Raw genomic sequence first — 24349 nt, 5'->3', positions numbered from 1 at the left:
TTTAATGCCTCTTCTTAGAACAACTCGCATTGCAACGGCAATCTTGGTCTTGCCGTTTACGGACGCGGTACTGGCGGCAAATTGGCAGTCTACGGTGGTGGTACCGACATCCGTCGAATACGACAGCAACCCATTGCTGCTGACCTCGGGGGAAAAGGGCGTAACGCGCACGATCATCGCGCCGGATTACACCCTGATCGGCACTTTTGACCGTGACGAATTGAGGTTGGGGCTTGGCATGCATGTGCTGCGCTCGTCCGATACGGATATCGTCGATGACCGTGAAGACCCTGATATAAGCCTGGGCTGGCAGCGCACTACCGAGCGGGGGCGTTTCGGCCTGGTGGCGCGCTACAACGAAAGCTCGACGTTGTCGGGGACAGTACTGGATACCGGGGTGATTACCACCGACGGTACACAAAAGCTTTACACCTTGACTGGCAACTGGAGCCAGGCGGTGACCGAGCGCAGTACCTTGAGCAACGAAACCACCTACAACCGTGCCCGTTACGACATCAGTACGCTGACGGGCTACGACGAACTGGCGAACGTCTTTACCTGGACTTACGCCTGGAGCGAGCGGGCTGATCTGTATAGCCGTTTTGGTGCCCGGCGCTATGAGCCCGAAGAGGACCTTACCGCGACCGCTTCCAACAGCTACACCCCGGCAGTCGGCATCAAATACCAGCTTGCCGAGGGCTTTAGCGCCGACGCCCATGTTGGCGTCAACCAAGTGTCAGGTGACGATGGCGGCCGACGCGGGGAGGGTGGGGTTGCGTTGCTGTACACCGGCCCGCGTGCCGTTGCCAGCCTCAGCGCCGAGCGCAGCACGGTGGCAAGCGCCGAAGGCGGTTTCGCTGAGCTGGACCAGGTGCGTGGTGTGTGGAGCTATGCGCTGACCGAGTTGTCCCGGGTGGGCGCGGACGCCGCGTGGCAAGACAGCAAGGGGCAGTCGCCCAACACGCTGCAGACTTACAGCGTATGGGCCAGCCGCCAGTTTTCGCCTTACTGGGACCTGCGCCTGTCGCTGATGTACAAGGAGCGGCAGCAGGACCATGTACCGGATGCAACCGCTACGATCGTTGGTTTGACGTTGACGTACAGGTACCCCGACATCTGAACTTCAGGCAGGTGGCCCTATGAAGTCTGACTACGAGCTCTCCCTCAGAGATTACATCGCCATTATCAAGGACAGAGCCCTGGTGTTAGGGGTGAGTGCCGCAGTCATTCTCGCCGCGACCGTGGCCGTCGCGTTGATGGTGCCGCCGATCTACCAGTCGACCGGCACCATTCTGGTTGAGTCACAGCAGATTTCGCCCGAGCTGGTGTCGACCAACAACACCAGTTTTGCCGATGAGCGCATCGAGGTGATCCGTCAACGGGTGATGACCCGCGAAAACCTGTTGCGCATCATTGGCAAGTACGACCTGTTCGCCGACAAGCGCTTCAGCGAAAGCGACAAGATCGACCAGATGCGCAACGCGATCGTGGTCGAAACCCTTACCACCTACGTGCGCGGTCGTGGTGAAGCGACCGTGGCGTTCAATGTGTCGTTCGAGCACAAGCAGGCACAAGTGGCCAAGGAAGTCGCCGACGAACTGGTGACGCTGTTCCTCAACGAAAACCTCAAGCAGCGCACCGAGCGGGCCAATGAAACCACCGAGTTCCTCACCCAGGAAGCCAACAAGCTGGGCGCCGAGCTGGCCAGCCTGGAGAACCAGCTGGCCGATTTCAAGCAGGCCCACGCCAATGCCTTGCCCGAGCACCAGACCCTGCGCATGAACATGTTGTCGCGTGCGGAGCTGGAGTTCCGTGAGGTCGACCGTGACTACAAGGCTGCCCAGGAAGAGCTGCGCTACCTGGAACTGGAGCTGTCTGCGGCCAATGCCGGCCTTGCCACCAAGGTTGCCGAAGGCACCCGGTCAACCCGTGCTGACCCGCCCGAGGACCTGCCAAGCCTGAAAGCCGAATACGCGCGGCTGATGACCCGCTACAAGGACGCCCACCCGGATGTGGTGGCGGTCAAACGCAAGATCCAGGCGCTCGAAGCCAGCGGTGGCCGCACTGCTGCAGCTTCTACGGTCAGCCTCGACGTGGCCCGTGTCCGCGCCAAAATGAGCGCCGCCCAGGTACGTATTGCCTCGCTGGCAGAGCAAAAGCGCGAGCTGACCCGGAAAATGGAAGGCTACGAAGCGGAGATCCTCGAGGCACCGCAGGTCGAGCGCGGCCTGGTGACTTTGATGCGTGACCACGACAACGCACGCAAGAAATACGAAGAGATTCGTGCCAAGGAAATGGGCGCAAAGATTACCGAAAGCCTCGAGCAGGAAAACAAGGCTGAACGCTTCGTACTGCTCGAGCCCCCCCTGTTGCCTGAGAAGCCGATCAAGCCTAACCGCAAGAAGATCGCTGCGCTGGGCCTGGTGTTGGCACCGGCCGGTGGCGGTGCGCTGGTGATGCTGCTGGAGATGCTCAATCAGCGCGTGCGCGGCGTTGGTGCCCTGGAAAGCCTGCTGGGCAAGCGGGTGCTGATGGCACTGCCCTATATCGATACCCGGGCCGACGTGGCCCGACGCAGGCGCTGGCGCAATCGCCTGATCCTGGCGGCACTGGCGCTGGCAGCTATCATGATAGGGCTGGTGCACGTGTTCTACATGCCACTGGATGTGCTGTTGTACAAAGTCATGTCTCGGTTTGTATAGGGAAAGCAGTGATGGACAGGATCAAGCCGGCTGTTGGCAACAATATTCATCAGGTTACCCCGGGTACCCCCCAGGCACTGTCTCCCGCCCCCGGTACGGCGCTGGCAGAAGTGCCGGGGCAGTTCGATTACGTGAACACCAAAGTGGTACCACTGCGTCCAGACCACCTGGAGCGTAACCGCATCGTCGCGTACAACAAGAACTCCAACATGAACGGGCCGATCGACCTGTTGCGTACGCAGGTGCTCAGGGCCATGGACGAGAACGGCTGGCGTACCTTGGCCATCACCTCGCCAACGCCGGAAGCGGGCAAGACAATGTTGGCGATCAATCTGGCCATGAGCATTGCCCACCACACCACCAAGACTGCGTTACTGGTGGACTTCGACCTGCGCCGGCCCAAGGTCGGCAGCTACCTGGGCCTGCCCATGGAGCAGGCACTGAACGAGCTTCTGGCGGACAAGGCCGAGCTGCAGGACTGCCTGGTCAACCCCACCTTGCCGCGCTTTGTGGTGCTGCCGACGCGGGTACCCGTACCCCTGTCGACCGAGATGCTGTCCTCGCCCAAGGTAAACAACCTGATTGGCGAGTTGCGCAACCGCTACGAGTCGCGCATCTGCATTTTCGATTTGCCACCGCTGCTCAGCTCGGACGATGCAATCACCGTGATGCCCAAGTTTGATTGTGTATTGCTGGTGGTGGCCAACGGGATGAACAACAAGAAGGAAATCGAGGATTGCCTGCATCACCTGGCCACGGTGAACCTGATCGGGACTGTGTTGAACAAGGCTGACGAACAGCCGCGTACCTATTACTGAGCCTTCTGGCCGTCCGCCTGTAGGTGCGGCCTTGTGCTGCGCCTACAGGGAACGAGCCCACTCAGCGCTCCCAGGGATACTGCAACTCCCACTGCCACGCATGCCGCACAATCTCCTCCAGCGAAGCGAACGCCGGGCGCCAGCCCAGCACGTGCATGGCTTTGCTCGCATCCGCCACCAGCCGTGGCGGGTCGCCGGCGCGGCGCGGTGCGTCAAGGGCATTGATCTGCCGCCCGGTCACTGCCCGGGCCGTATCGATCACCTCCTGCACCGAAAAGCCCAGGCCATTGCCCAGGTTGAACGCGGCACGCTCGCCACCGGCCCGTAAATAATCCACCGCCAGTGCATGGGCCGCCGCCAGGTCTGCAACATGCACGTAGTCGCGAATGCAGGTGCCATCCGGTGTGTCGTAGTCACGACCGAACACTGTCACCGCCTCGCGCCGGCCAGATGCAGCCTGCAGGATCAAGGGGATCAGATGGGTTTCCGGGTCGTGACGTTCCCCGAGCTGACCTTCCGGGTCAGCGCCCGCTGCATTGAAATAGCGTAGGCATACCGACTTCAAACCATAGGCCCGGTCGAAGTCCTCAAGAATCTGCTCGACCATCCATTTGCTCAATCCGTACGGGTTGATCGGTACCTTGGTGTGCGCTTCATCGATCGGCACGTACTGCGGGTTGCCGTAAACGGCGGCGCTCGAAGAAAACACCAGGTGCCTGATGCCGGCATTGACCATGGCCTGCAGCAGGGCAAGGGTGGCTGCGACGTTGTTCTGGTAGTACTTGCCGGGCGCGCTGACCGACTCGCCCACTTGAATGAACGAGGCGAAGTGAAACACAGCATCGAAGCGGCACACGCCAAACAGCACGTCCAGTGCGGCTTCGTCGGCGATGTCGAGCCTGGCCCACTGGATACCGGGGCCAGGTGAGACCAGGTCCGCGACCAGCACTTCATGGCCGGCGGCGAGCAGGTGCTTGACCATGTGCGAACCAATGTAGCCCGCACCACCCACAACCAGATATTTCATCCCCACCTCCTGGAATCTGCTGTTTACAGACGCAGTGAACACTCCCTGACACGTGCAGGTGGGATGATCATCTACAGGTGACCTGAGCGTAGATGGCCCTATGCTCTATTTCAAGAATAGCCAGTTGGACATGTAGGTGCCGTCGAAGGTAATGGTGTATTGCCCCTCCTTGTAGGCCACCGGCAGCGGTTTCAACTGCACCTGTGCATCGCGGGCGAACAGTTTCAGGCCGGCGGGTGCCTTGATGTTCAGGCTGCCTTCAAGGGGCTCCACATTGAACGGCGTCTTGTCATCGGCCTTGGGCATCGCACGGGTGCCCAGAGACAGCAGAAGCTCGCGCGACTGACCCAGTGGCTTGCCGTCCAGGCTCTGGACCACCACGCTGGCGTAAGGCGTTTTCGTATGTATCTGAATGGCACCCAGGTTGATCGGGTGGCCGCCCAGCCAGCCGCTGGCGGCCTGGGTCAATGGCGTGTCGATGGTGTAGATGCCTTGTTGCCAGTTGCGCCTGAGTTCGCCAGTGTCGGTCACCGACTCGGTGGCATCGGCGGCCAGCAGCGCTTGCCCCGGGTCGTGCAGCACCTGCGCGTCTGCCGGGATGGGTGCGGGTTTCAGCCAAGGCAATTCCGGCGTGTGTGGCAGGGCGATCTGCAACTGGCCCTTTTCCATGGCCGTGCGCAGCAGCGGTGAGTTACGCGGGGTGATCTCCTGGTTGTACAGGGTGGCAGGTGTCGGTGCGAACACGTAGCGAGTGGTGGCTGGTTTTACGTCCGCACGGCGATAGAGCAGGGCAGCGGCGGGCAGGGTGGCGATCATCGCTGGGTCGTTGTACGCGTGCCAGTTGTCCGCCGTGCGCCAGCCTGGGTTGAACGCCTGTTGGCTGTAGGCGTATTGCAGCATGGCGTCCCAGCCTTGGTGGCTGGCGGTGCCGGCGATGTAAATCGGCAGCGAATGGCGGTCAGGCAGTGGGAAGGGCTCGGCGTTCCACTCGGTGACGGTCAGCGGTTTGCCGACGACCTGGGCGGCAGCAATCCAGTCGATCATGCCGTCGCTGGTCAGTGGGTTCTTCTCCAGTTGGCCTGTGTCGCCGTAGCTGTGGGCGTCGATGACATCGCCAACGCTCAGTGCCGGCAGTGCGCTAAGGCCATTGCCGCCCCAGGTGCTGGTGGTAGCAATGGGGACTTTCACGCCCACGCTGCGCAAGTGGGCGATCATGTCGGCATTGAAGCGTTGTTCCAGTTCGTTGAGCAACAGCTTCGACGGCCCATGCTCCCAGGCCCGCCAGGTCAGGTCGGCGGGCAGGTCAAACTGTTTGGCAAAGGCCTTGGCCGCCGTCATGTAGCGCGCGCTGTGGCGCGGTACATCCTTGTTCGGCATCAGGGCGTTGCCGTAATGCTGGGTCAGGTCATTCTCGTTGGTGATCAGCACGGCGGCGATGGCCGGGTCGTCCTTGTAGGCCAGGCCCGTGTATTCGTTCACATGGGTCAGGTACTGCTCGGCGAAGCGTTTCATCGCTTGCCGCATGCTGTCGTTCACGTAGGCGTAACCCTTCAGGTCGACGCGGCCGTCCTTTTCAGGCAGCTCCCTGATGTCTTCAATATTGTCGTTGGCGGTAAACCCACGCTGCACATGCATGTCCAGCCAGATGTAGATGCCTTCGTCCTTGAGTGACTTGATCCACAGGTCGAGCTTGCGCAGCGATTCGGCGCTGAGCTGCTGGGTATCGCGCACCAAGGTGCCGTCGCCAAATACGTTGGGGCTGACCCAGGGCGAGTCGTGGTGATGCAGACGCACCAGGTTGAAGCCCAGTGCCGAAAGGCGCTTGGCCTGTTGACGTATTTCGTCGTCGGGGCTTTTGAACAGCGAGTAGGCCGACAGGTTGGTGCCCCAGAAGCGTACCGGGGTGTTGTCGGCGAACATCAACTGGTCGCCAACCGCCTTGACGAAGCCACGCTTGCCGGCGGGTTTTTCTGCTGCGTTGAGGAACGACAGGTCCACCGGCGAGGTGCGCCAGTCCAGCTGGTCATCAGGCCAGTTGGCAGGGTCTGCCAGGCCGAAGCGCTCGCTGGGGGTAGGGCCGAGTTCGATGTCGCCAGTCACGTTGAGCACGGCCTTGAGCTGTTGGCGGCCGGCGCTGATCGGGTCCTTGTAGAGGAATGCGCGCAGCTCGGACGGGTTGCCGCGCTCGAAATAGACTTTGGCCAGTGGTGGGTCGAAACGCATTTCGATGCGTCGCCCCTGGTCGGCCTTGCCCCACGTCCAGCCGCGGTTGTCGGGCAGCAACTGCGGGGCTCCCATGTCGCCGGCGATTTGCGCCGGGTCGAACTGGAACACCATGCCGCCTCCCATGACACCGCTCTGGCGGCTGTGGGCGTCGAGGTCGAAGGCCCAGCTCAGGGTTTGCGCTTGTTCCTTACGGATGTCAGCCTGCAGGTCGAAGTCCAGTTCCTTGTTCTTGCCCTGCAGCGTGTAGTGGTAAGGGCCATTGACCTTGAAGTCGGTATGGAAACCGGTCCAGCTCCAGTTGGCAGCCCAGAAATCGAATTTGGCCTTCATGACCGGGCCACCGCCGTGTGTCACGATAGGCAAGCCATTTTGCTCATCGACACTGACCTGCCAGTCTGAAGCCCAGCTGGCCAGCGGCAGCAGGGCCAGGCCGGCAATGGCCGAAAGGCGCACATAATGACGCAGGGACAGCCTGTTCATGCACTTTACCTGAGTTGTAGGTCGGGTTCTGCCAGTTCCATGACCTGGCTGTTGTGCAGCCGGCGAACCATCTGGATGTAGGCCACGCCCAGGCCAGCAATAGACCAGTACACCACCGGGATGAAGGTGATGCTGCTGACCGTGAAGATGATGACCAGAATGCCGATCAGCGTTGCCAGCAACACCCGGCCGAGCTGTCGTCGCTCGTCGTCCTTGTCGGCGAAGCTGAGCATGGCTCTACGGATACCCAGCAGCACCACGGCAAAGAACGCCACGAACAGGCCTAGCCCGATCAGGCCGACCCGCAGCGCGAGGTTGATGTAGGTGTTGACAATGTCGATGATGCCATCGCCCTGGATCATCGCCTGCATTTCGGGTGTGTTGCGGAAGTCGAAGGAGCCGAACAACGGATTGCGCTGGATGACGATCCAGGAGTTGTCCATCAACCGCTCGCGGTAGGTGATGTTCTCTTTCTCGAGGTTGCCGATGAACGGCAGCAGGTCCAGCACCTTGTCGCCACCGGGCACCACGGTCAGCAAGGGCAACGCCAGCATGCCAGCCGCACCTAGTAGCGCCAGGCGCTTGAAGGCACCTTTGCCCAAGGCGATGAACACCACCACGATGACCAAGGTGCCGACCCACGGGCCGCGTGACAATGGCGCGAACAGCCCGGCGGCCAACAGCAGGGCACCCATGGCCCTGTGCAGTGGGCGTTGCACATAGCCCTGCACGAACAGGAACAGGCCGATGGCCACGCTCATCACGTAACCCAATACAATCGCCTGGCCGGTGGTGACGCTCGCCCGCAACGCACCGCCACGGCTGAGGTAGCCGGACATGCTCCAGGGTACGCCCATGGCGTCGACCAGGGCGCTGTACAGCAGCCAGTGGCGCACATACTCGGCCACGGCGATCAGTGCCATGACGAAAGAGGCGAGCACGAAGGCCAGCAGGGTGTCCTTGAAGTCGCTGATCTGGCGCAGGCCACGGCTGGCCACGTAATACGGCAGGAGTACGTCGACATACAGGTACAGCGCCTGGCGCAGCGTGTCGGTAAGGGTGGTTTCGCGCAAATAGAGCACGCTCATCAGCAGCAGGCCGGCCGCCAGCAATTTATCGGCCCAGGTGCGGCCAAAGCGCTGGGTGTCACTTTGCCGGCGCAGGTGCAGCGCGGCCGGCAGCAGCACGCAGAGGGTCAACAGGCGAATATGGTTCAGGTCGACCAGATAGTTGACCACGCCAAACCCGGGCACCTGTACCGAGGCTGGCGGTATCAGGAACAGCAGCATGTAGAACAGCGCCAAGGGGTTGTGCTCGCGGCGCCCGGCTAGCCAAAGGACGACCGCGCCCACACCCAGGTACAGCCAGAAGCTGTGCGAGAAAAAAGCCAGCAGCGTCAGCAGGAACCACAGATTGCGCCGGCGCTTGTAGTCGCTGAGCGGAATCAGGTCGGTGGCAGGCCGCCGCGCCATCAGGAAGACCACGCTCGCCAAAAACAGGATGACGATCAACGCACGAAAATGTTCAGGCATTGGCTATGTACACCTTTCCCTTGGTGGGCAACGGCTAGCATCATGGCTAATTGAAACTATAGTGACTTTTAGCCAATCAGTCAGAGATTGAAGTCATGCCGTCGATTGATGTGTCAGCCGCCGCGAGCCTGCGCAAGCGGGCCCTGAGAGCCGGGTCGTGGAACCTGGTCTCGCAGGTGGCTTCACAGGTGATGCGCCTGGGCGGCAATCTGATCATGGCCCGCTTGCTGCTGCCGGAAATGTTCGGGGTGATGGTCATTGCCACCACTGTTTCGATACTGCTGCATTTGCTTTCCGATGTCGGCCTGCGCCAGAACATCATCCAGAGCCACCGTGGTGACGATCCGGATTTTCTCAATACCGCCTGGACCGTGCAGATCATCCGCGGTTTCCTGCTGTTTGCCCTTACCCTGCTGCTGGCCCTGGGGGCTTGGTTGGCGCAACTGGCCGAGCTGTGGCCGGCCGACTCCACCTATGCCGCTCCCGTACTGCCGATGGTGCTGGCAGTAACCGGCTTGTCGGCGGCCATCTGGGGTTTCCAGTCCACCAAGATAGATGTGGCGGTACGAACTTTCCAACAAAAGCGCGTGGTGCTGGTCGACCTTGGCTCGCAGGTGGCCGGCCTGGTGGTCATGCTGGTGCTGGGCTTGCTGACCCATTCGATCTGGGCGCTGGTGTTATCAGGCCTGGTTTCGGCGGTGGTCTGGACCGTGCTGGGGCATACCGCCCTGGAGGGGCCCACCAACCACCTGCGCTGGGACCGTTCGGCGCTGACCGAACTGATCGTGTTTGGCCGCTGGATCCTGTTGTCGTCGATGGTCGGCGTGCTGGCGATGTACGGCGACCGCATGTGGTTTGGTGCCAGCATGTCGGCGGCGCAGCTGGGTGTGTATTCGATCGCCGTGCTGATCCTGGGTGCGGTGCAGACCGCGCTCATGAAAATTGTCGGCGCGGTGGCGCTGCCTGCTTTCAGCGAAGCGGCCCGGGCCGACGACAAGCAGCGCCTGAAAGCGCTGTATTTCCGCTTTCGGCTGCTGGTCGACCTGCTGGTGCTGTTCATTTGTGGCGGGTTCCTGACCGCCAGCCCATTGCTGATTGGCTGGATGTATGACGATCGCTACCGCGAAGCAGGGCCGATGCTGGCGATTCTTTCGCTATCGTTCATCGTATTGCGCTATACCTTGGCTCATCAGGTGTGGATTGCCTTGGGCCTGACCAAGTACCAGGCCATGGACAACATCATCCGCCTGGTCTCGTTGTGGGGACTGTTGCCGCTGCTGCTGGCGATTGGCGGGGTGGAGTGGGCTATCTGGGGGGTTGCCCTGCATGCTGTGCCAACGCTGGTGCTGGTTGTGTACGTGAACTGCAAACTGGATATCTTCAGCCTCAAACGTGAGCTGGTGGTACTGCCGATGTTGCTGGTCGGGGCGCTGTGCGGGGCACTGCTGACGGCCTTTTTCAACTGGCTGTAGCGCAGTTTGCCGGGTGTAACTTTCATGGCTACAGGTCACGGGATCATGGGGAAGCTCACTTTTTGTACTGCGCAGTTGGGTCGTAGAGGCTTCCTCCAGAGCTGTGTCTTGCTCGGCGTGGGGGGCGCAGTGTTCGGCGCCTCGGCGGCCGTTGCTGGCAAGACCGTCGAAAAGCCCGGGTTCGTGGTAATCAACGGCTGGGTATTACCGTCCCGTTACTTCCGGAACGCGTCAGCATGATCAAGGACTTTCAGCAGCAGAAGGCGCTGCGCGACCACTACGATTTCGGCATCATCGGGGCCGGCCCGGCGGGTATAACCCTGGGCTTGCGCCTGGCAGCCGCCGGCTGGAGCGTAATGATCGCCGAAGGCGGGGGCCGCGAATATGCGGCGTACTCGCAAGACTTGTACGCGTGCTCATCCACCGGCCTGGAGCTGTATGCCGAGGAATCCCGCCTGCGTTACCTGGGGGGCACCTCCAATCACTGGGCTGGCCGGTGCAGGCCATTCACGCCTTCGGATTTTGCCGTTGCCCCGCCAGGCGACTTGCCGGGTTGGCCAATTCCCTACTCGGAGATCGAAGGCTTTCTGCCGGCAGCGATGGAGATTGTCGACCTGGTGCCTGGCGCGGAATTTCGCGCGATGAATACCGGCCTCGATGGCGGTGACTTCGAGGCGGACTGCTTTCTGCTCAGCACACCGACCCGTTTTGCGCAAAAGTACGCTACAGCACTGGAACAGACCCCAGGTCTGGACGTATTCATCCACTGTAATTGCGTTGACCTGGAGTTCGACAAGGCTTCCGGCCACTTGGCTGCGGTGGTTTTGTCCGACTATGAGCGCAATCGTCAACGCCTGGTGGCAAGCAACTTCATTCTGGCCGCAGGCGCCATCGAGAATGCTCGGCAACTGTTGAACAGCGAGACCCTGGTGGCCGCAGGCGTGGTGAGCAAGGAAGGGCTGGTCGGCGGGTGTTTCATGGAACACCTGAACATCGAAATGGGCACTTTCATCCTCAAGTCCGGGCAGAGCCCGGAACCGCGCCAGTACTACACCACCGATGCTTTCGTCGACGAGTACAAGGCCGGTAAAGGCAATGTCACCGCCTCCTTGCTGGCTGATGTGCGAACCTATGGCCGCACTGCCAAGGTCAAGTATTTTCTCGAGAGCCTGGCCTGCGACATGGGGTTTGCCAGCAAGGTCGCCTTCGTCGCCAAGTTCAGCTGCCCCGGTGACGGCGTGATCGGCACCATGATCGAGCAGTTCCCCAACCTGCACAGCCGCATCTCGCTGCTGGACGAGAAGGATGCGCTGGGCGTGGCCAAGGTCAATGTCAATTGGGTGCTTAGCGCCGAAGACCGGCACACCATCAAGTGCATTGGCAGCGAACTGGCCAAGCAGTTCGCCGACATGGACCTGGGTTTCGTCAAGCTCAACGATTTCGTCTACGACACCTCGATACCGCTGAGAATGGCACCCCATGCCCATCACATGGGCACCACGCGTATGGCCGCCTCGCCGCAGTTCGGTGTGGTCGATGCCAACTGCAAGGTGTTCGGTACCGAAAACCTGTATGTCGCCGGCAGCAGCATTTTTGCCAAGGGCGGCGCTTCCAACCCGACCATGCCGCTGTTGCAATTTGCCTTGCGGCTGGCCGATCACCTCGATAACAAGATGAAAGCGGCCGGCAGCGCCGCAGCGTGATGCAGGTTGTACACGGGTGAGAGCGATGCGGTCAGCACCTAGAAGAACGAGACCGGAACGCCTCAGGACACTCCAGATTGTTCAGATCGCGAGGCCAGGCAGTATGAAGGGATGGATACGCAAGGCAGTGGCGCATTACGCCCATGCAACCGGGCGAGGTGGCAAATTCTACAGGAGGTTCTGCAACCCCTCTGGTCTTGAATGGGGGGCCTATCTGGCCCGATGGGGCAACTTTCATTCGGTCGGCAGCAATTTCTACGTCAATACAGGCTGCAAGTTTCTCGACCCGTCGCTGGTACGTATCGGTAACAGCGTGGGCTTGTCCGACTGCACGTTGATCGGTCACGACGGGGTGGTATTGCTGATCGAGCATCGCTTTGGCAAGCACCTGGATTCGGTCGGCTTCATCGACATCAAGGACAACTGCTTCATCGGCCATGGTGCGATCGTGATGCCTCGCGTGACCATCGGGCCTGAATCCATCGTGGCCGCAGGGGCGGTGGTGACCAAGGACGTGCCGCCAGGCACTGTCTATGGTGGTAACCCGGCTGTGTTCATCTGTACCACCGAGCAGCTGATCCAACGGGTCGAGGCACGTTGCGAAGCCTACCCATGGATCGATCTGGTGAAGGAGCGCAACGGTGCCTACGACCCGGAAGTGGAACCGCTGCTGATGGCGCAAAGACGTCAGTATTTCTTCGGGGACAGCTGAAATGGCTAGCAAACCTGTGGATGTCATGGTGGTCAACTTCAATACCGCTGGACTGCTGCAGCCGATGTTCGATGCGCTGCGCCGGGCCGACAGCGAGCGGCTGGCCAGTTACCTGGTGGTGGACAATGCCTCGCGCGATGATTCGGTGCAGCGCATGGCCCAGGTGTGCCCCGAGGCACTGCTGCTGAGCAACAAGCAGAACGTGGGTTTCGGCCGGGCCAACAACCAGTTGTTGGCGCACCTCAAGGGCAAGTATGCCTTGCTGCTCAATACCGATGCCTTCGTTGCCACCGACTCACTGCAGAAAACGCTCGACTACATGGACGCCCACCCGGAGTGCGGCGTACTGGGGGTGCGCCTGGAGGGGCGCGATGGCGACCTGCAGCCCAGTTGTCGCTACTTCCCCACGCCGCTCAATGTGTTCGTCGGGCGCACCGGGCTGGGGCGGTTCTTCCCAGGGCTGAAGATGGTCGACGACATGAACTGGGACCACGCTTCGGTGCGCGAATGTGACTGGTTGCCCGGCTGCTTCTACCTGGTGCGCCGCGAAGTGCTCGACAAGGTGGGGTTGTTCGACCCGCGCTACTTCCTTTATTACGAAGAGGTGGACCACTGCAAGCGGGTGAAGGAGGCGGGCTGGAAAGTGGTGTACTACCCGCATACCACGGTGGTGCACATCGGTGGCGAAAGTTCCAAGTCGGTGGCGGAGCTGGAGGCCGCCAGCCGGCAGATCTCGTCCTACCAGATCGAAAGCGAGCTGCTGTACTTCCGCAAGCATCATGGGGTGGCGGGGCTGGCCCTGCACATGCTGCTGGTCACGCTGGGCGACCTGGTGCTGGCACTCAAGGCGCTGTTGAAACGACGCGGCTGGGGCGCCATCCAAGCCTGCTGGCGTCATTGCCGGGCAACCTGGTCATTGCTGTTCAAGACCCGGTACGCCAGCCAACCGACAAGGTAGGTGGAGCCATGTTCGAGAATATTCGCGCCGACCTGCGTGCCCATGGCGGGGACTGGGGCGCCCAGGGCTTCTGGGTATTGCTGGTGTACCGCTTTGGCCGCTGGCGTTATACGCTGCGCCCGGCACTGCTGCGCAAACTGTGCTCGCTCATCTACAAGGTGCTGTTCAAGTTCGTCCAGATCATCACCGGTATCGAACTGCCTTGCGAGGTGGTGATCGGGCGCAACTTCGTCATCGATCATTTTGGCGGCATCGTTGTCAGCGGCTATGCCCGCTTCGGCGATGACTGCCGTATCCGCAACGGCGTGGTGGTGGGCCTGAAGAATGTCGACGAGCCGATTGCCCCGGTGTTCGGCAATAACGTCGACATTGGTACCGGGGCCAAGGTGCTGGGCAGTATTCGCATCGGCAACAACGTCATCATCGGCGCCAATGCCGTCGTGCTGGTAGATGTGCCTGACAATTCACTGGCAGTGGGGGTGCCGGCCATCATCAAGGCCCGGCAACCGGCCGCCACGGCATCGGTCGAGTGAGGCCTATGGCAACGGTGATCGGCGTGGTGGTGATCGGCCGCAATGAGGGCCAGCGTCTCGAGCGCTGCCTTGTTTCGCTGGCGCAGGGGGCGGACAAGGTCATGTACGTCGACTCGGGGTCCACCGATGGTTCGCTGCAATTGGCCGCCAACCTTGGCGTGGCAGTGCTGGCGCTGGACATGAGTATCCCGTTCACTGCCGCACGCGCCCGCAATGAAGGTTTTGCCGCCTTGCAGCGCCTGTTGCCATCGATGCAACTGGTACAGTTCGTCGATGGCGACTGCGAGGTGAATGCCACCTGGCTGCCCACTGCGCAGGCTTTTCTTGAGCAGCACCCCACAGTGGCAGTGGTGTGTGGTCGCCGGCGTGAGCGCTTCCCGCAGCGCTCGGTGTACAACTTGCTGTGCGACCTGGAATGGGATACCCCGGTCGGTGAGGCCAAGGCCTGTGGCGGCGATGCGCTGATGCGGGCAGACGCCTTTGCTGCCGTGGGTGGCTTCCGTCCTGACCTGATCGCCGGAGAAGAGCCGGAACTGTGCGTGCGTTTGCGGGCCAACGGCTGGAAAGTCTGGCGACTGGCTGCCGAGATGACGCTGCACGATGCCGACATGACCCGTTTCAGCCAGTGGTGGCGGCGTAGCCTGCGCGCTGGGCATGCCTATGCCGAGGGCGCCTACTTGCATGGCCAGCCACCCGAGCGGCACTGGCTGCGCGAGTCACGTCGGGCCTGGTTGTGGGGCCTGGGCATACCTTTGGTGATCGCGCTGGCCTGCCTGCTGCTGGGCGGCTGGGGCCTGCTCTTGCTGTTGATCTACCCACTGCAGGCCGTGCGCCTGGCCCGCCGCGGCGGCAAGTCGACGCGCGAGAACTGGCTGCAGGCTGTGTTCCTGGTGTTGGGCAAGTTTCCGGAAATGCTCGGCCAGCTGAAGTTCCTGCGCCACCGTCTTGCGGCTGGCAAATCGGCTTTGATCGAGTACAAGTGAGAGAAACCCATGAAGCTCGGCACCCTCGTGAAAAGCGTGTTTATCTTGCAACCGGGATACTCGTTGCGGGCGTTGCACAACAAGTACAAGTTGGCGCGGCAGATCGCCAGGCAGTGGCCTGAGCTGAACGGGTTCATGCAGCGCATGACGGCGGCGCTGGGCCCGCATGGTCTGCAGCGTCTGGGTGTGGATTGTATCGGTGTCGTGCAATGGCCTTACATCAGCCGATGCTGGGAGGCGCCACAGCGTCTGGATGTGGTGGCTTCACACTTTGAACGGGTGGCGGGGCAATTCCCGGCGTTGCTGTTGCTGGGCCGCGACGAAAACCTGAGGCTGTGTGACCTGTCCAGCCATTCGCCGGGCTGCTGCCTGGTACTGGACCGGCCAATCTGGTTCAAGCGCGAAGGCGAACTGGTGCTTAACTTGTTCCAGGCCGACCTGCGTGTGGCATCCCTGGCCTTCACCCTGGGCCGCGGCCAGGGTGAGACAAGTCTGTTCATCGGTGCGGTGCAGGGCATCCACAAAGGCGTCGACAGCGAAACCTCGCTGGCCATCTACCGTGACCTGACCAAGGACTTCGAAGGGCTGCGGCCACGCAGCCTGTTGCTCGAAGCGTTGAAATGCCTGTGCAGGACCCTGGGTGTGACGCAGCTGTATGCCGTCAGCGACGCCTGCCGGCACCATCGCCATCCCTATTTTGGCAGCGACAAGGGCCAGGACCTGGCGGCCAACTACGACGTGATCTGGCAAGAACACGGTGCCACAGCGTCTGACCGTGAGGATTTTTTCAGCCTGCCATTAGCGCCGGCGCAACGGGCGGAAACTGACATCCCGGCCAAGAAACGGGCGATGTACCGCCGCCGCCAGGCATTGCTCGACGATGTTTTCACCCGTTTGCAGGCAGCATTGCCAAGCAGCAATCACAACCTTGGACTACAAGGAAAACAGGGGGATGCATTTGCTGTGAGTGCATCGGCAGTAGACGGACCGCCCGTAGTCGACAGCCTGAAGTGAAGGTTGCCAGGGAAGGTTGGTCATCAAGCGGGTTTGGATCTGGATTCGTATGCGCATTGCTTACTTCATCAATCAGTACCCGAAAGTCAGTCACAGTTTCATCCGTCGCGAAATTCTGGCGCTGGAGCGCCAAGGGGTCGAGGTGCAACGTATAGCCCTGCGTGGGTGGGACGCCGAAGTGCAGGATGCCGAGGACACAACCGAACGGGGCAAGACCCGCTACGTATTGCAAGGTGGGCTCAAGGGGTTGTTGGCACCGACGTGGCAGGTACTGCGTACGCAGCCGCGGCGGTTTTTCCAGGCGCTGTGGCTGGCCATGCGCCTCGGCTTGCGGGCCGACCGTGCCTGGCCCTACCACCTGGTCTACCTGGCCGAGGCCTGCCAGGTGCTGCAGTGGTTGCAGGCAGGGGAGGCGACACATGTGCACGCGCATTTCGGCACCAACTCTACTGAAGTGGTCATGCTGGCCAACGCCCTGGGCGGGCCGGCATACAGCTTTACCGTGCACGGCCCTGAAGAATTCGACAAACCACAGTTCCTGCACTTGGGTGAGAAAGTACGGCGCGCCGCCTTTGTCGCGGCGGTGAGCTCGTACGGGCGCAGCCAGCTGTACCGTTGGGTGGCGCACGAGCAGTGGGGCAAGGTGAAGGTGGTGCATTGCGGCCTGGAGCGTGGCTTTCATGAGGTGGCGCCGGTCAATGTGCCGCCGGCACCAAGGCTGGTGTGTGTCGGGCGCCTGTGCGAACAGAAGGGCCAGCTGCTGTTGCTGGAAGCGGCGCGCTGTCTCGCTGCCCAGTCGATCGCCTTCGAGCTGGTGCTGGCGGGTGACGGTGAAATGCGCGAGCAGATCGAGGCCTTGATTGCCCGGCACGGCTTGCAGCAGCAAGTGCGTATCACCGGTTGGATCAGCAGTGCGCAGGTACGCGAGGAAATCCTGGCCGCCCGTGCGCTGGTGCTACCCAGCTTCGCCGAGGGCTTGCCCGTGGTAATCATGGAGGCCATGGCCTTGCGCCGGCCCGTGCTGACCACCTATGTAGCGGGTATCCCCGAGCTGGTGCGGCCTGGCGAAAACGGCTGGTTGTTCCCTGCCGGTGCCGTGGACGAGCTGGCAACAGCCATGGCCGACTGCCTGGCGCAACCGGCCGAGGTACTGCAGCGCATGGGCGAGGTGGCCTACCAGCGTGTAGTGCAACGGCATGACATCGACACCGAGGCGGCCAGGCTGGCCGGCTATTTCAAGGCATACGCATGATAAGTGTATTGGGTTGGTTACTGGGCCTGTTGGCGATCATCGTCCTGGTGCCGGTGTTGGTCCTGGTGCTGCAAGTGTTGCTGGCGTGCCTGCCGGCGCGGTCAAGGCCCGAGGGCATTGGCGAGCGCCCGCGAGTGGCGGTGTTGGTGCCCGCCCACGATGAGGCGTTGGTCATTCGTGCGATGCTGGCCAGCGTTACGCCGCAGCTGCTGGACGGCGACCGCTTGCTGGTCGTGGCAGACAACTGTTCGGATGACACGGCCCGGTTGGCACGCGCGTCCGGCGCCGAAGTGGTAGAGCGCCGCGATACGCGCTTGCGCGGCAAAGGTTACGCATTGGATTTCGGCGTGCGCCACCTGGCTCAGCGGCCGCCCGAGGTGGTCATCGTGGTGGATGCCGACTGTCAGGTGGGCGAGGGGGCGATCGACTGCCTGGCGCGCCGCTGCCTCGAACTTGGGCGCCCGGTACAGTCGCTGTACCTGATGCGTGCACCGGCAGGTGCCGGGTTGAGAGTGCAGGTTGCCGAGTTTGCCTGGCGGGTCAAGAACCTGGTGCGGCCACGCGGCTGGGCGCGCCTGGGACTGCCATGCCAGTTGATGGGCGCGGGCATGGCGTTCGGCTGGCACGATCTGAGCCTGATCAACCTGGCCAATGGTCATCTGGTCGAGGATGTGAAGCTGGGCCTGGACCTTTGCCAGCAGGGTAAGCCCCCTGCTTTCTGCCCCGAGGCACTGGTCACGAGCCAGTTCCCGCTCAGTCAGCAAGGCCTCAACAGCCAACGCACCCGCTGGGAGCATGGCCATCTGGGCTTGATGCTCGCCGACGCACCCAAACGGGCGAAGGCTGCAATCACCCAGCGTAACGCTAGCCTGGCGGCCTTGACCCTGGACCTGCTGGTACCGCCCCTGGCGTTGCTGGTACTGGCCTTGCTCGGGCTTAACCTGGTGACCTGGCTGGCGTACCTGCTGTTCGGCCTGGCGCTGCCCGCGTGGCTCGCCTTGGCCGGTTTGGCCTTGCTGGCCTTTGCCGTGGTGTTGGCCTGGGCGCGCTTCTGTCGTGAAGTGATACCGTTTTCGGTGTTGTTGTACGCGCCGTTCTACGCGGCCAGGAAAATTCCCTTGTACCTGAGTTTCCTGATCAAGCGCCAGGTTGAATGGGTGCGTTCAAAACGGGATGACGACTGATGGCTCAGTGGCAGAATCGCTGGAAGCGAGTGATCGACCAACTGGACGTGATCGCTGATGACGCCGCCGTGCAGCATCTGCTCGACCGCCTGGCCACGCCGGACACGGGCACCGTGCTGGGTTTCGTCAACGCCCATGCGATGAACCTGGTGGTGCGCGATGGTGGCTACAGTCAGGCACTGTCGGCCGCAGATGTGCTGCTGCGCGATGGCGCCGGCATGGCGATCCTGTATCGCGGCCTGGGCCTGGAGCCCGGGCTCAACATGAATGGCACTGACTTCATTCCCAGGCTCATGGCTGCTTACCGAGGGCGCAAGGTCGCCTTCTGGGGCACCCGGCAACCCTACCTGGACCAGGCTGCGCAGCGCTGTAAAGCCGAGTTTGGCATCGTGCCAGTGTCGGTTCACGATGGCTTTGCCAGCGTTGAAACCTATCTGCAGTTGGCCCGCAAGCAGCAGCCCGAGCTGATCGTGCTGGGCATGGGCATGCCCAAGCAGGAGGCGGTGGCAGCGGAGTTGGCAGCCACTGGTGGGCCATGCCTGATCGTGTGCGGTGGGGCGATCCTGGATTTTCTCGGCGGCAAGGTCAGCCGTGCCCCCGAATGGCTGCGGCGTTTGGGGGGCGAGTGGCTGTACCGCCTGCTGCGCGAGCCCAAGCGCCTGTTCATGCGTTATGTGGTGGGCAATCCGCTATTCCTGTTGCGCACCCTGTTGTACCGGAGGGCGGCGGTTTCGGCCAGGCGGACCCTGTGAATCGGTCAAAATTCGCACAAGCCGTGATTCCGGATACGCCACTAGCGGGTGGCTGCTACAGTGATATCAATGGCTTGAAGGCTCCACGAACCTGCTGCACTGGCTTTGCATAAGTCTGTTTTCAAGACTTGCTGTTTGATGGAAGGCACTTGCTACGCTCATTTTGATGAGGTCTGAAATGGTTTTCGAACCCAGAAGCAGTCGTTCCTTACTCCAGAGAAGAAGCAGTGTCAGTAACGCCATCCAGGCCGGCCTCGATGGTATTGCCGTCACCGGTATTGCCTGGTACCTGATCTACGACCAGTTCGGCTATATCACATCCGATTACGTGATCATGCTGCTGTTGCTGATTGGCGCACTGGCAGTCATTTATGATCATTACGCGATCTACCGCACCAATGTCGGGCTTTCGATCAAGGCGTTCCGCCTGTTCAAGGCTTGGTCGGCAACGTTTTGCTTCCTGGTCGTCATGGCGTTCCTGACCAAACAGAGCGAAACCTATTCACGGCTATTGGTGGTGCAACTGTTCGTCATTGGTTATTTTGCCCAGTTATTCTTGCATTTTGCCGTGCGCGAACTGCAAAAGCGCTTTAGCGCGCATGCGCGCCTGGACAATGCGCTGATCATCGGCAACGGTGACCTGGCCAACTTCCTGTATCAGAAAATCAGCAACAACCCGTGGTTCGGCGAGCGGGTGCTGGGGTGCGTGCTACTCGACAAAGGCGACGGGCAGGGGCTGGAGAGTGCCGAGGGCAAGCAGCGCCTGCCGGTGCTGGGGCATATTGGCGACCTCGACGAACTGGTGGCCCAGCACGGCATTCGTACGGTGTATCTGGTGACGCCACTGGGTGGCTCCGAGGTCATCAACGACGTGTATTTCAAGTTGCTCGACAAGTGCATTGCGGTGAACTGGGTGCCGGATATCTTCTCGTTGCGCCTGATCAACCACAGCGTGCGGGAAATTGCCGGCATTCCGGTGCTGACCTTGTCGGAGACGCCCTTGACGGGCATGAGCCTGTTCTTGAAAAACCTTGAGGACCGGGTGCTGGCCGCGTTGATTTTGCTGTTTGCATCACCCGTGCTGCTGGCTGTTGCGCTGGCCATCAAGATCGATAGCCGCGGGCCGGTGTTCTTCCGCCAGGAACGTACCGGCTGGACAGGCGAATCGTTCCGTATCTGGAAGTTTCGCAGCATGCATGTTCACCAACCGGAAGAAGGGGTGGTCAAGCAGGCGCAGAAGAATGACCCACGGTTGACCCGAATCGGTGCCTTCATCCGGCGTACAAGCCTTGATGAACTGCCACAATTGTTCAATGTACTGACCGGGGAAATGTCCCTGGTAGGGCCGCGGCCACACGCCTTGCAACATGACACCCTGTATTCGCAGGATATCGTCGACTACTTTGCCCGCCACAATATCAAGCCAGGCATGACGGGTTTGGCGCAGGTGCGCGGGTTCAGGGGGGAGACCAAGGATATCGAGCAAATGATCCAGCGGGTCGACTCGGACATCGAGTACATCAACAACTGGTCGTTGTGGCTGGACTTTGTGATTCTGGTGCGCACGCTCAATGCCTTTACGGGTAAGCAGGCTTATTGAGCAACGCCCGCCCGCATCGACCGTGTACCGCCAGTTAGTCCTTGTTCAACGGATGCAACTCCCTGAACCCCCGCGCTTCTTCCACCAGCCAGTCATGCACTGCCCGCGCACCCGGCTGGTTCAAGCCGCCTGGCGGGTAATGCACCACATAACGCTTGTGGTTGGCGATCGGTACACCAAACGGCACGATCAGTGCCCCGCGTTCCAGTTCATCATTGAGCAGCGTGCGCCGGGCAATCGCCACGCCGATCCCGGCAATCGCCGCCTCGATGGTCAGGTGGTTGCGGTTGAAGGTGTGCCCGCGCCGTACATCCAGGCCGGCGGCGCCGATGCCTTCCAGGTAGAACTCCCACTCGGCATATTCCGAACTGCCACGCCAGGCGGTGATGTCATGCAGCAGCGGGTAGTGCGCCAGGTCAGCCGGGCCGTGCAGCGGCGGGCGCCCGCGCAGCAGGGCAGGTGAGCACACCGGGAAGATCTGCTCGTCCAGCAGCGGCGTCGAGAGCATGCCTGGGTAACTGCCATCGTTCAGGTCGATGGCCAGGTCGAAGTCGCCCGGCGTCAGCGCCTGGGCACTGTCCTCAGCCACCAGGCGCAACTCGATGTCCGGGTAACGTTGTTGAAAACGCGGCAAGCGCGGCGTGAGCCATTTGGCCAGGAACGACGGGATCGAACGCACACGCAACGTGCCGCGGATTTCTCCCGCGTCCAGCCGCAGCAGTTCGGCCTCGATATTGCCGTAGGCCTCGGCCACCGTCTGGGCCAGGCGTTGCCCCTCGGCGCTCAGCTCCACGCCGCGCGCCCGGCGCAGGAACAGCCGGTAGCCCAGGCGCTCTTCCAGTTGGCGCATCTGCTGGCTGACCGCGCCCGGGGTGATATGCAGCTCTTCGGCACAACGGGTGAAGGACAAGTGCCGGGCTGCGCAGGCAAATACATGCAGCCAGACGAACATCTGACCATTGAGTTGTCGTCGCATCGTTTAGTACCGCTAAAGGCTTGCTTAGGAGGTTTCGTTGGTCATCCGTGAGCCATCGCGTCAGTATCGCGCAAAATCGCAACAACGCTCAATTTCTCCAGACAACTCTATCTTGGATGCATATCAGGGTAGGGGCAGGCATTAGCATGGCTATCAGTGTTTTCGACCTTTTCAAAATTGGCATCGGGCCTTCCAGCTCCCACACCGTCGGCCCGATGCGCGCGGCGGCCACCTTTGCCCAGGCCTTGCGTGAGCAGGGGCTGCTTGCCCGGGTAACGCGCGTGGAAGTGCGGCTGTATGGCTCGCTGTCGGCGACCGGGGTTGGCCATGCCACCGACCGCGCGTGCCTGCTAGGCTTGATGGGCCAGTGGCCGGACCGTATCGACCCGTCCACGATCGAGTCGCGCATCGGCCAGGTCCTGCAAGAGCACTGCCTGATGCTCGACGGTAGCCATCCGCTGGCCTTCGACTACGGCCGTGACATGCTGCTGCTCGACGATAGCCTGCCTTATCACCCCAATGCCATGAGCCTGGAAGCCATGGACGGGCAGCACAGCCTGTTGAGCCAGACCTATTTTTCGGTAGGCGGCGGCTTCATCGTCGAGCAAGCCGAGATCGATGCGCCGGCAAGCGAAGCGAATGCCGTGATGCTGCCTTATGAGTTTGACAGTGGTGCCCAACTGCTGGCGTTGTGCAAGGCCCACAACCTGAGCGTGGCGCAACTGATGATGGCCAACGAATGCGCCTGGCGCCCGGAGGCCGAGGTGCGCGAAGGCTTGTTGCGCATCTGGGCGGCCATGCGTGAGTGCGTGGCGAACGGCCTGCGCAACGAGGGCGTCCTGCCAGGCGGCTTGCACGTCAAGCGCCGCGCTGCGCGGTTGCACCGCAGCCTGCAGGAGTTGGGCAAGCCCAACGTGATCGGCTCAACCCTCAGCGCCATGGAGTGGGTGAACCTGTTCGCCTTGGCGGTCAATGAGGAGAACGCCGCGGGCGGGCGCATGGTTACCGCGCCCACCAACGGTGCCGCTGGCATTATCCCGGCTGTGCTGCATTACTACATGAAGTTCAACCCGACCGTTTGCGATGCCGATGTCGTCGATTTCCTGCTGGCGGCTGCGGCGGTCGGTATTTTGTGCAAGAAAAATGCGTCGATCTCGGGGGCAGAGGTAGGCTGCCAGGGCGAGGTGGGTTCGGCCTGTTCGATGGCTGCCGCCGGCTTGGCCCAGGTGCTGGGGGCGACGCCGCCGCAGTTGGAAAACGCGGCCGAGATTGCCCTGGAGCACAACCTCGGGCTCACTTGCGACCCCGTGGGTGGCCTGGTGCAGGTGCCCTGTATCGAGCGCAATGCAATTGCTGCAGTAAAAGCGATCAATGCCGTGCAGATGGCGCTGCGGGGGGATGGCGAGCACTTCATCTCGCTCGATCGGGTGATCCGCACCATGCGTGATACCGGGGCGGACATGCATGCCAACTACAAGGAAACCTCGCGCGGCGGTTTGGCGGTCGCTTTTGTCGAGTGCTGAGTTTCAACGCGGTCAACTGGAGCGGCCTTGTGTCTCGATGGGCCGCTCCTGAACCAGATTGCGTTGACCGGTTGGGTCAGAACTGAATCAGCGGCCTTTCTGCTTCGCTGCCAGGAAGCTCGCACGCATGTCCTTGGCCCAGCCATCCAGCACCGGCTTGACGTCGTTCAAGGTCAGCTTCTGGGTATCGTTTTCCAGCTCCTGGCCCGCGCCCTTGCGTACCACCTGGGCCAGCACCTTCTGGCTGGCGCCGTCCAGGAACGCTGCCTCTACACCGACATCCACGTCCTGGTCGCGGCCACCCATGGCGGTATTCACTCCCGCCGCGATAAGCGCGATAGGGATCACCTCGTAAGGCCTGAGGCCCTCGTTACTGGTGGACACTGCCGTGATCGCCGGGCGTATCACGATCACGCCCGGGCCAGGCCCCTTGGCCAGAGGCATCACGCTGCTCATTTCCCTGCGCAGGGCCTCGTTGAAGTAGCGGGTGATTTCCTGCAGCGTCTGCTGCGAGATAACCGCTGTTGGCTGCGGTTTGGGGTAGAACTGGCTTGGCTCGACGAACACCTGGCTGTACTGGTTGATATTGACCTTGGGGTCGATCCAGCGCATCACCGGGTCACCCGACGGGCTCTTGGCCTCTTGCAGCCGGCTGTAATCCTTGAGGAAGCCGGAGTAATCCTTGGGGTCCACGCGGTTGCTGGAGCAGGCGGCCACGGCAAGCAGCGCGGCGCACAACAGGGTAATGCGAGGCAATGATTTCATGATGAAAAGGCATCCATGAGAGGTCGGCCTCAACAACGCTAGCAGGTGCGAGGCAGTTGGCCAGTGGACGGGGCAATCCTCTTTGAAAAGTACAGAATGCGTGACCGGGACGCGCTCGCCCTGAGTGGCGCTGCAAA

General features: G+C 61.6%; 20 protein-coding genes. 15 read left to right on the top strand and 5 right to left on the bottom strand.

The genetic code is table 11. The annotated features are described in order from the left end of the window. Positions 1 to 4: 4 nt before the first annotated feature. The 3 genes from J3A98_RS11465 to J3A98_RS11455 are packed head-to-tail and all read left to right on the top strand — an operon-like array spanning position 5 to position 3520. The gene (locus J3A98_RS11465) at positions 5 to 1120 is read left to right on the top strand and encodes a hypothetical protein (RefSeq protein ID WP_176684301.1); all 1116 of its coding nucleotides are present in this window, start codon (positions 5 to 7) and stop codon (positions 1118 to 1120) included. A gap of 19 nt (positions 1121 to 1139) precedes the next feature. After that, positions 1140 to 2702, top strand: a complete 1563-nt coding sequence (locus J3A98_RS11460; protein ID WP_209966226.1) for a Wzz/FepE/Etk N-terminal domain-containing protein — start codon at positions 1140 to 1142, stop codon at positions 2700 to 2702. 11 nt (positions 2703 to 2713) lie between these two features. Beyond that, positions 2714 to 3520 carry a CpsD/CapB family tyrosine-protein kinase gene (locus J3A98_RS11455; RefSeq protein WP_176684299.1) on the top strand — a complete coding sequence of 269 codons (807 nt, stop codon included), beginning with the start codon at positions 2714 to 2716 and terminating at the stop codon, positions 3518 to 3520. 61 nt (positions 3521 to 3581) lie between these two features. Here the strand turns inward: J3A98_RS11455 and galE are convergent, their stop codons facing one another. The 3 genes from galE to J3A98_RS11440 all read right to left on the bottom strand — a co-directional run bounded on the left by galE (position 3582) and on the right by J3A98_RS11440 (position 8785). Continuing rightward, entirely contained in the window at positions 3582 to 4547 is a 966-nt protein-coding gene (galE, locus tag J3A98_RS11450; protein ID WP_176684298.1) for a UDP-glucose 4-epimerase GalE, read from the bottom strand. Positions 4548 to 4652: 105 nt separating this feature from the next. Continuing rightward, the gene (locus J3A98_RS11445; RefSeq protein ID WP_209966224.1) at positions 4653 to 7253 is read right to left on the bottom strand and encodes a cellulase family glycosylhydrolase; all 2601 of its coding nucleotides are present in this window, start codon (positions 7251 to 7253) and stop codon (positions 4653 to 4655) included. Between the two features lie 5 nt (positions 7254 to 7258). Next, complete coding sequence (locus J3A98_RS11440) at positions 7259 to 8785, bottom strand: O-antigen ligase family protein (protein ID WP_209966222.1); 1527 nt, start codon at positions 8783 to 8785, stop codon at positions 7259 to 7261. Positions 8786 to 8880: 95 nt separating this feature from the next. Between J3A98_RS11440 and J3A98_RS11435 the strand changes: the two genes are divergently transcribed. From J3A98_RS11435 to J3A98_RS11385, 11 genes are all read left to right on the top strand, one after another. Beyond that, the gene (locus tag J3A98_RS11435; RefSeq protein ID WP_176684295.1) at positions 8881 to 10257 is read left to right on the top strand and encodes an oligosaccharide flippase family protein; all 1377 of its coding nucleotides are present in this window, start codon (positions 8881 to 8883) and stop codon (positions 10255 to 10257) included. A 236-nt stretch (positions 10258 to 10493) separates the two neighbouring features. Then, a complete protein-coding gene (locus J3A98_RS11430; RefSeq protein WP_209966220.1) occupies positions 10494 to 11960 on the top strand; it encodes a GMC family oxidoreductase in 1467 nt (488 codons plus the stop codon). 103 nt (positions 11961 to 12063) lie between these two features. Then, positions 12064 to 12672: an acyltransferase gene (locus tag J3A98_RS11425; protein WP_176684293.1), complete on the top strand. Its 609-nt coding sequence runs from the start codon at positions 12064 to 12066 to the stop codon at positions 12670 to 12672. A 1-nt stretch (position 12673) separates the two neighbouring features. Beyond that, the gene (locus tag J3A98_RS11420; RefSeq protein ID WP_176684292.1) at positions 12674 to 13630 is read left to right on the top strand and encodes a glycosyltransferase family 2 protein; all 957 of its coding nucleotides are present in this window, start codon (positions 12674 to 12676) and stop codon (positions 13628 to 13630) included. Between the two features lie 8 nt (positions 13631 to 13638). Further along, a complete protein-coding gene (locus tag J3A98_RS11415; RefSeq protein WP_054888344.1) occupies positions 13639 to 14163 on the top strand; it encodes a serine acetyltransferase in 525 nt (174 codons plus the stop codon). A gap of 5 nt (positions 14164 to 14168) precedes the next feature. Beyond that, on the top strand, positions 14169 to 15146 hold the full coding sequence (locus J3A98_RS11410; RefSeq protein WP_209966219.1) for a glycosyltransferase: 978 nt from the start codon (positions 14169 to 14171) through the stop codon (positions 15144 to 15146). A gap of 9 nt (positions 15147 to 15155) precedes the next feature. Then, the gene (locus J3A98_RS11405) at positions 15156 to 16160 is read left to right on the top strand and encodes a VirK/YbjX family protein (protein WP_209966217.1); all 1005 of its coding nucleotides are present in this window, start codon (positions 15156 to 15158) and stop codon (positions 16158 to 16160) included. Positions 16161 to 16209: 49 nt separating this feature from the next. Then, a complete protein-coding gene (locus J3A98_RS11400) occupies positions 16210 to 17412 on the top strand; it encodes a glycosyltransferase (RefSeq protein ID WP_176684289.1) in 1203 nt (400 codons plus the stop codon). Further along, positions 17409 to 18596 carry a glycosyltransferase family 2 protein gene (locus J3A98_RS11395; protein ID WP_176684288.1) on the top strand — a complete coding sequence of 396 codons (1188 nt, stop codon included), beginning with the start codon at positions 17409 to 17411 and terminating at the stop codon, positions 18594 to 18596. Before J3A98_RS11400 ends, J3A98_RS11395 begins: the two co-directional genes overlap by 4 nt. Next, positions 18596 to 19348 (top strand): WecB/TagA/CpsF family glycosyltransferase, encoded by a 753-nt coding sequence (locus J3A98_RS11390; RefSeq protein WP_209966215.1) that lies wholly within the window; start codon positions 18596 to 18598, stop codon positions 19346 to 19348. The genes J3A98_RS11395 and J3A98_RS11390 overlap by 1 nt, the downstream gene beginning before the upstream one ends. Positions 19349 to 19526: 178 nt before the next feature. Beyond that, positions 19527 to 20948 carry an undecaprenyl-phosphate glucose phosphotransferase gene (locus J3A98_RS11385; protein WP_176684286.1) on the top strand — a complete coding sequence of 474 codons (1422 nt, stop codon included), beginning with the start codon at positions 19527 to 19529 and terminating at the stop codon, positions 20946 to 20948. A gap of 34 nt (positions 20949 to 20982) precedes the next feature. Here J3A98_RS11385 and J3A98_RS11380 read toward each other — a convergent pair whose 3' ends face one another. Next, positions 20983 to 21924, bottom strand: coding sequence for a LysR substrate-binding domain-containing protein (locus J3A98_RS11380; RefSeq protein ID WP_176684285.1), 942 nt, complete (start codon positions 21922 to 21924; stop codon positions 20983 to 20985). 146 nt (positions 21925 to 22070) lie between these two features. Here J3A98_RS11380 and J3A98_RS11375 point away from each other — a divergent pair, with 146 nt between their 5' ends. After that, entirely contained in the window at positions 22071 to 23447 is a 1377-nt protein-coding gene (locus tag J3A98_RS11375; RefSeq protein ID WP_209966213.1) for an L-serine ammonia-lyase, read from the top strand. 87 nt (positions 23448 to 23534) lie between these two features. Here the strand turns inward: J3A98_RS11375 and J3A98_RS11370 are convergent, their stop codons facing one another. Further along, positions 23535 to 24212: a DUF3313 domain-containing protein gene (locus J3A98_RS11370; RefSeq protein WP_176684283.1), complete on the bottom strand. Its 678-nt coding sequence runs from the start codon at positions 24210 to 24212 to the stop codon at positions 23535 to 23537. Between the last annotated feature and the right edge of the window lie 137 nt (positions 24213 to 24349).

It is taken from the genome of Pseudomonas sp. BP6 (assembly GCF_017875935.1).
GTDB classification, from domain to species: domain Bacteria; phylum Pseudomonadota; class Gammaproteobacteria; order Pseudomonadales; family Pseudomonadaceae; genus Aquipseudomonas; species Aquipseudomonas putida_Y.
Note: the sequence above shows the minus strand (reverse complement) of the source record. Positions and strands in the feature narration are given on the sequence as shown.

Excerpts from the sequence above, each read along its gene's own strand:
- J3A98_RS11440 (WP_209966222.1), bottom strand. The coding sequence starts at position 8,785 with ATGCCTGAACATTTTCGTGCGTTGATCGTCATCCTGTTTTTGGCGAGC.
- J3A98_RS11400 (WP_176684289.1), top strand. The coding sequence starts at position 16,210 with ATGCGCATTGCTTACTTCATCAATCAGTACCCGAAAGTCAGTCACAGT.
- J3A98_RS11390 (WP_209966215.1), top strand. The coding sequence starts at position 18,596 with ATGGCTCAGTGGCAGAATCGCTGGAAGCGAGTGATCGACCAACTGGAC.
- J3A98_RS11375 (WP_209966213.1), top strand. The coding sequence starts at position 22,071 with ATGGCTATCAGTGTTTTCGACCTTTTCAAAATTGGCATCGGGCCTTCC.
- J3A98_RS11435 (WP_176684295.1), top strand. The coding sequence starts at position 8,881 with ATGCCGTCGATTGATGTGTCAGCCGCCGCGAGCCTGCGCAAGCGGGCC.
- J3A98_RS11415 (WP_054888344.1), top strand. The coding sequence starts at position 13,639 with ATGTTCGAGAATATTCGCGCCGACCTGCGTGCCCATGGCGGGGACTGG.
- J3A98_RS11380 (WP_176684285.1), bottom strand. The coding sequence starts at position 21,924 with ATGCGACGACAACTCAATGGTCAGATGTTCGTCTGGCTGCATGTATTT.
- J3A98_RS11395 (WP_176684288.1), top strand. The coding sequence starts at position 17,409 with ATGATAAGTGTATTGGGTTGGTTACTGGGCCTGTTGGCGATCATCGTC.
- J3A98_RS11430 (WP_209966220.1), top strand. The coding sequence starts at position 10,494 with ATGATCAAGGACTTTCAGCAGCAGAAGGCGCTGCGCGACCACTACGAT.
- J3A98_RS11425 (WP_176684293.1), top strand. The coding sequence starts at position 12,064 with ATGAAGGGATGGATACGCAAGGCAGTGGCGCATTACGCCCATGCAACC.
- J3A98_RS11460 (WP_209966226.1), top strand. The coding sequence starts at position 1,140 with ATGAAGTCTGACTACGAGCTCTCCCTCAGAGATTACATCGCCATTATC.
- galE (WP_176684298.1), bottom strand. The coding sequence starts at position 4,547 with ATGAAATATCTGGTTGTGGGTGGTGCGGGCTACATTGGTTCGCACATG.
- J3A98_RS11385 (WP_176684286.1), top strand. The coding sequence starts at position 19,527 with ATGGTTTTCGAACCCAGAAGCAGTCGTTCCTTACTCCAGAGAAGAAGC.
- J3A98_RS11455 (WP_176684299.1), top strand. The coding sequence starts at position 2,714 with ATGGACAGGATCAAGCCGGCTGTTGGCAACAATATTCATCAGGTTACC.
- J3A98_RS11410 (WP_209966219.1), top strand. The coding sequence starts at position 14,169 with ATGGCAACGGTGATCGGCGTGGTGGTGATCGGCCGCAATGAGGGCCAG.
- J3A98_RS11445 (WP_209966224.1), bottom strand. The coding sequence starts at position 7,253 with ATGAACAGGCTGTCCCTGCGTCATTATGTGCGCCTTTCGGCCATTGCC.
- J3A98_RS11465 (WP_176684301.1), top strand. The coding sequence starts at position 5 with ATGCCTCTTCTTAGAACAACTCGCATTGCAACGGCAATCTTGGTCTTG.
- J3A98_RS11405 (WP_209966217.1), top strand. The coding sequence starts at position 15,156 with ATGAAGCTCGGCACCCTCGTGAAAAGCGTGTTTATCTTGCAACCGGGA.
- J3A98_RS11420 (WP_176684292.1), top strand. The coding sequence starts at position 12,674 with ATGGCTAGCAAACCTGTGGATGTCATGGTGGTCAACTTCAATACCGCT.
- J3A98_RS11370 (WP_176684283.1), bottom strand. The coding sequence starts at position 24,212 with ATGAAATCATTGCCTCGCATTACCCTGTTGTGCGCCGCGCTGCTTGCC.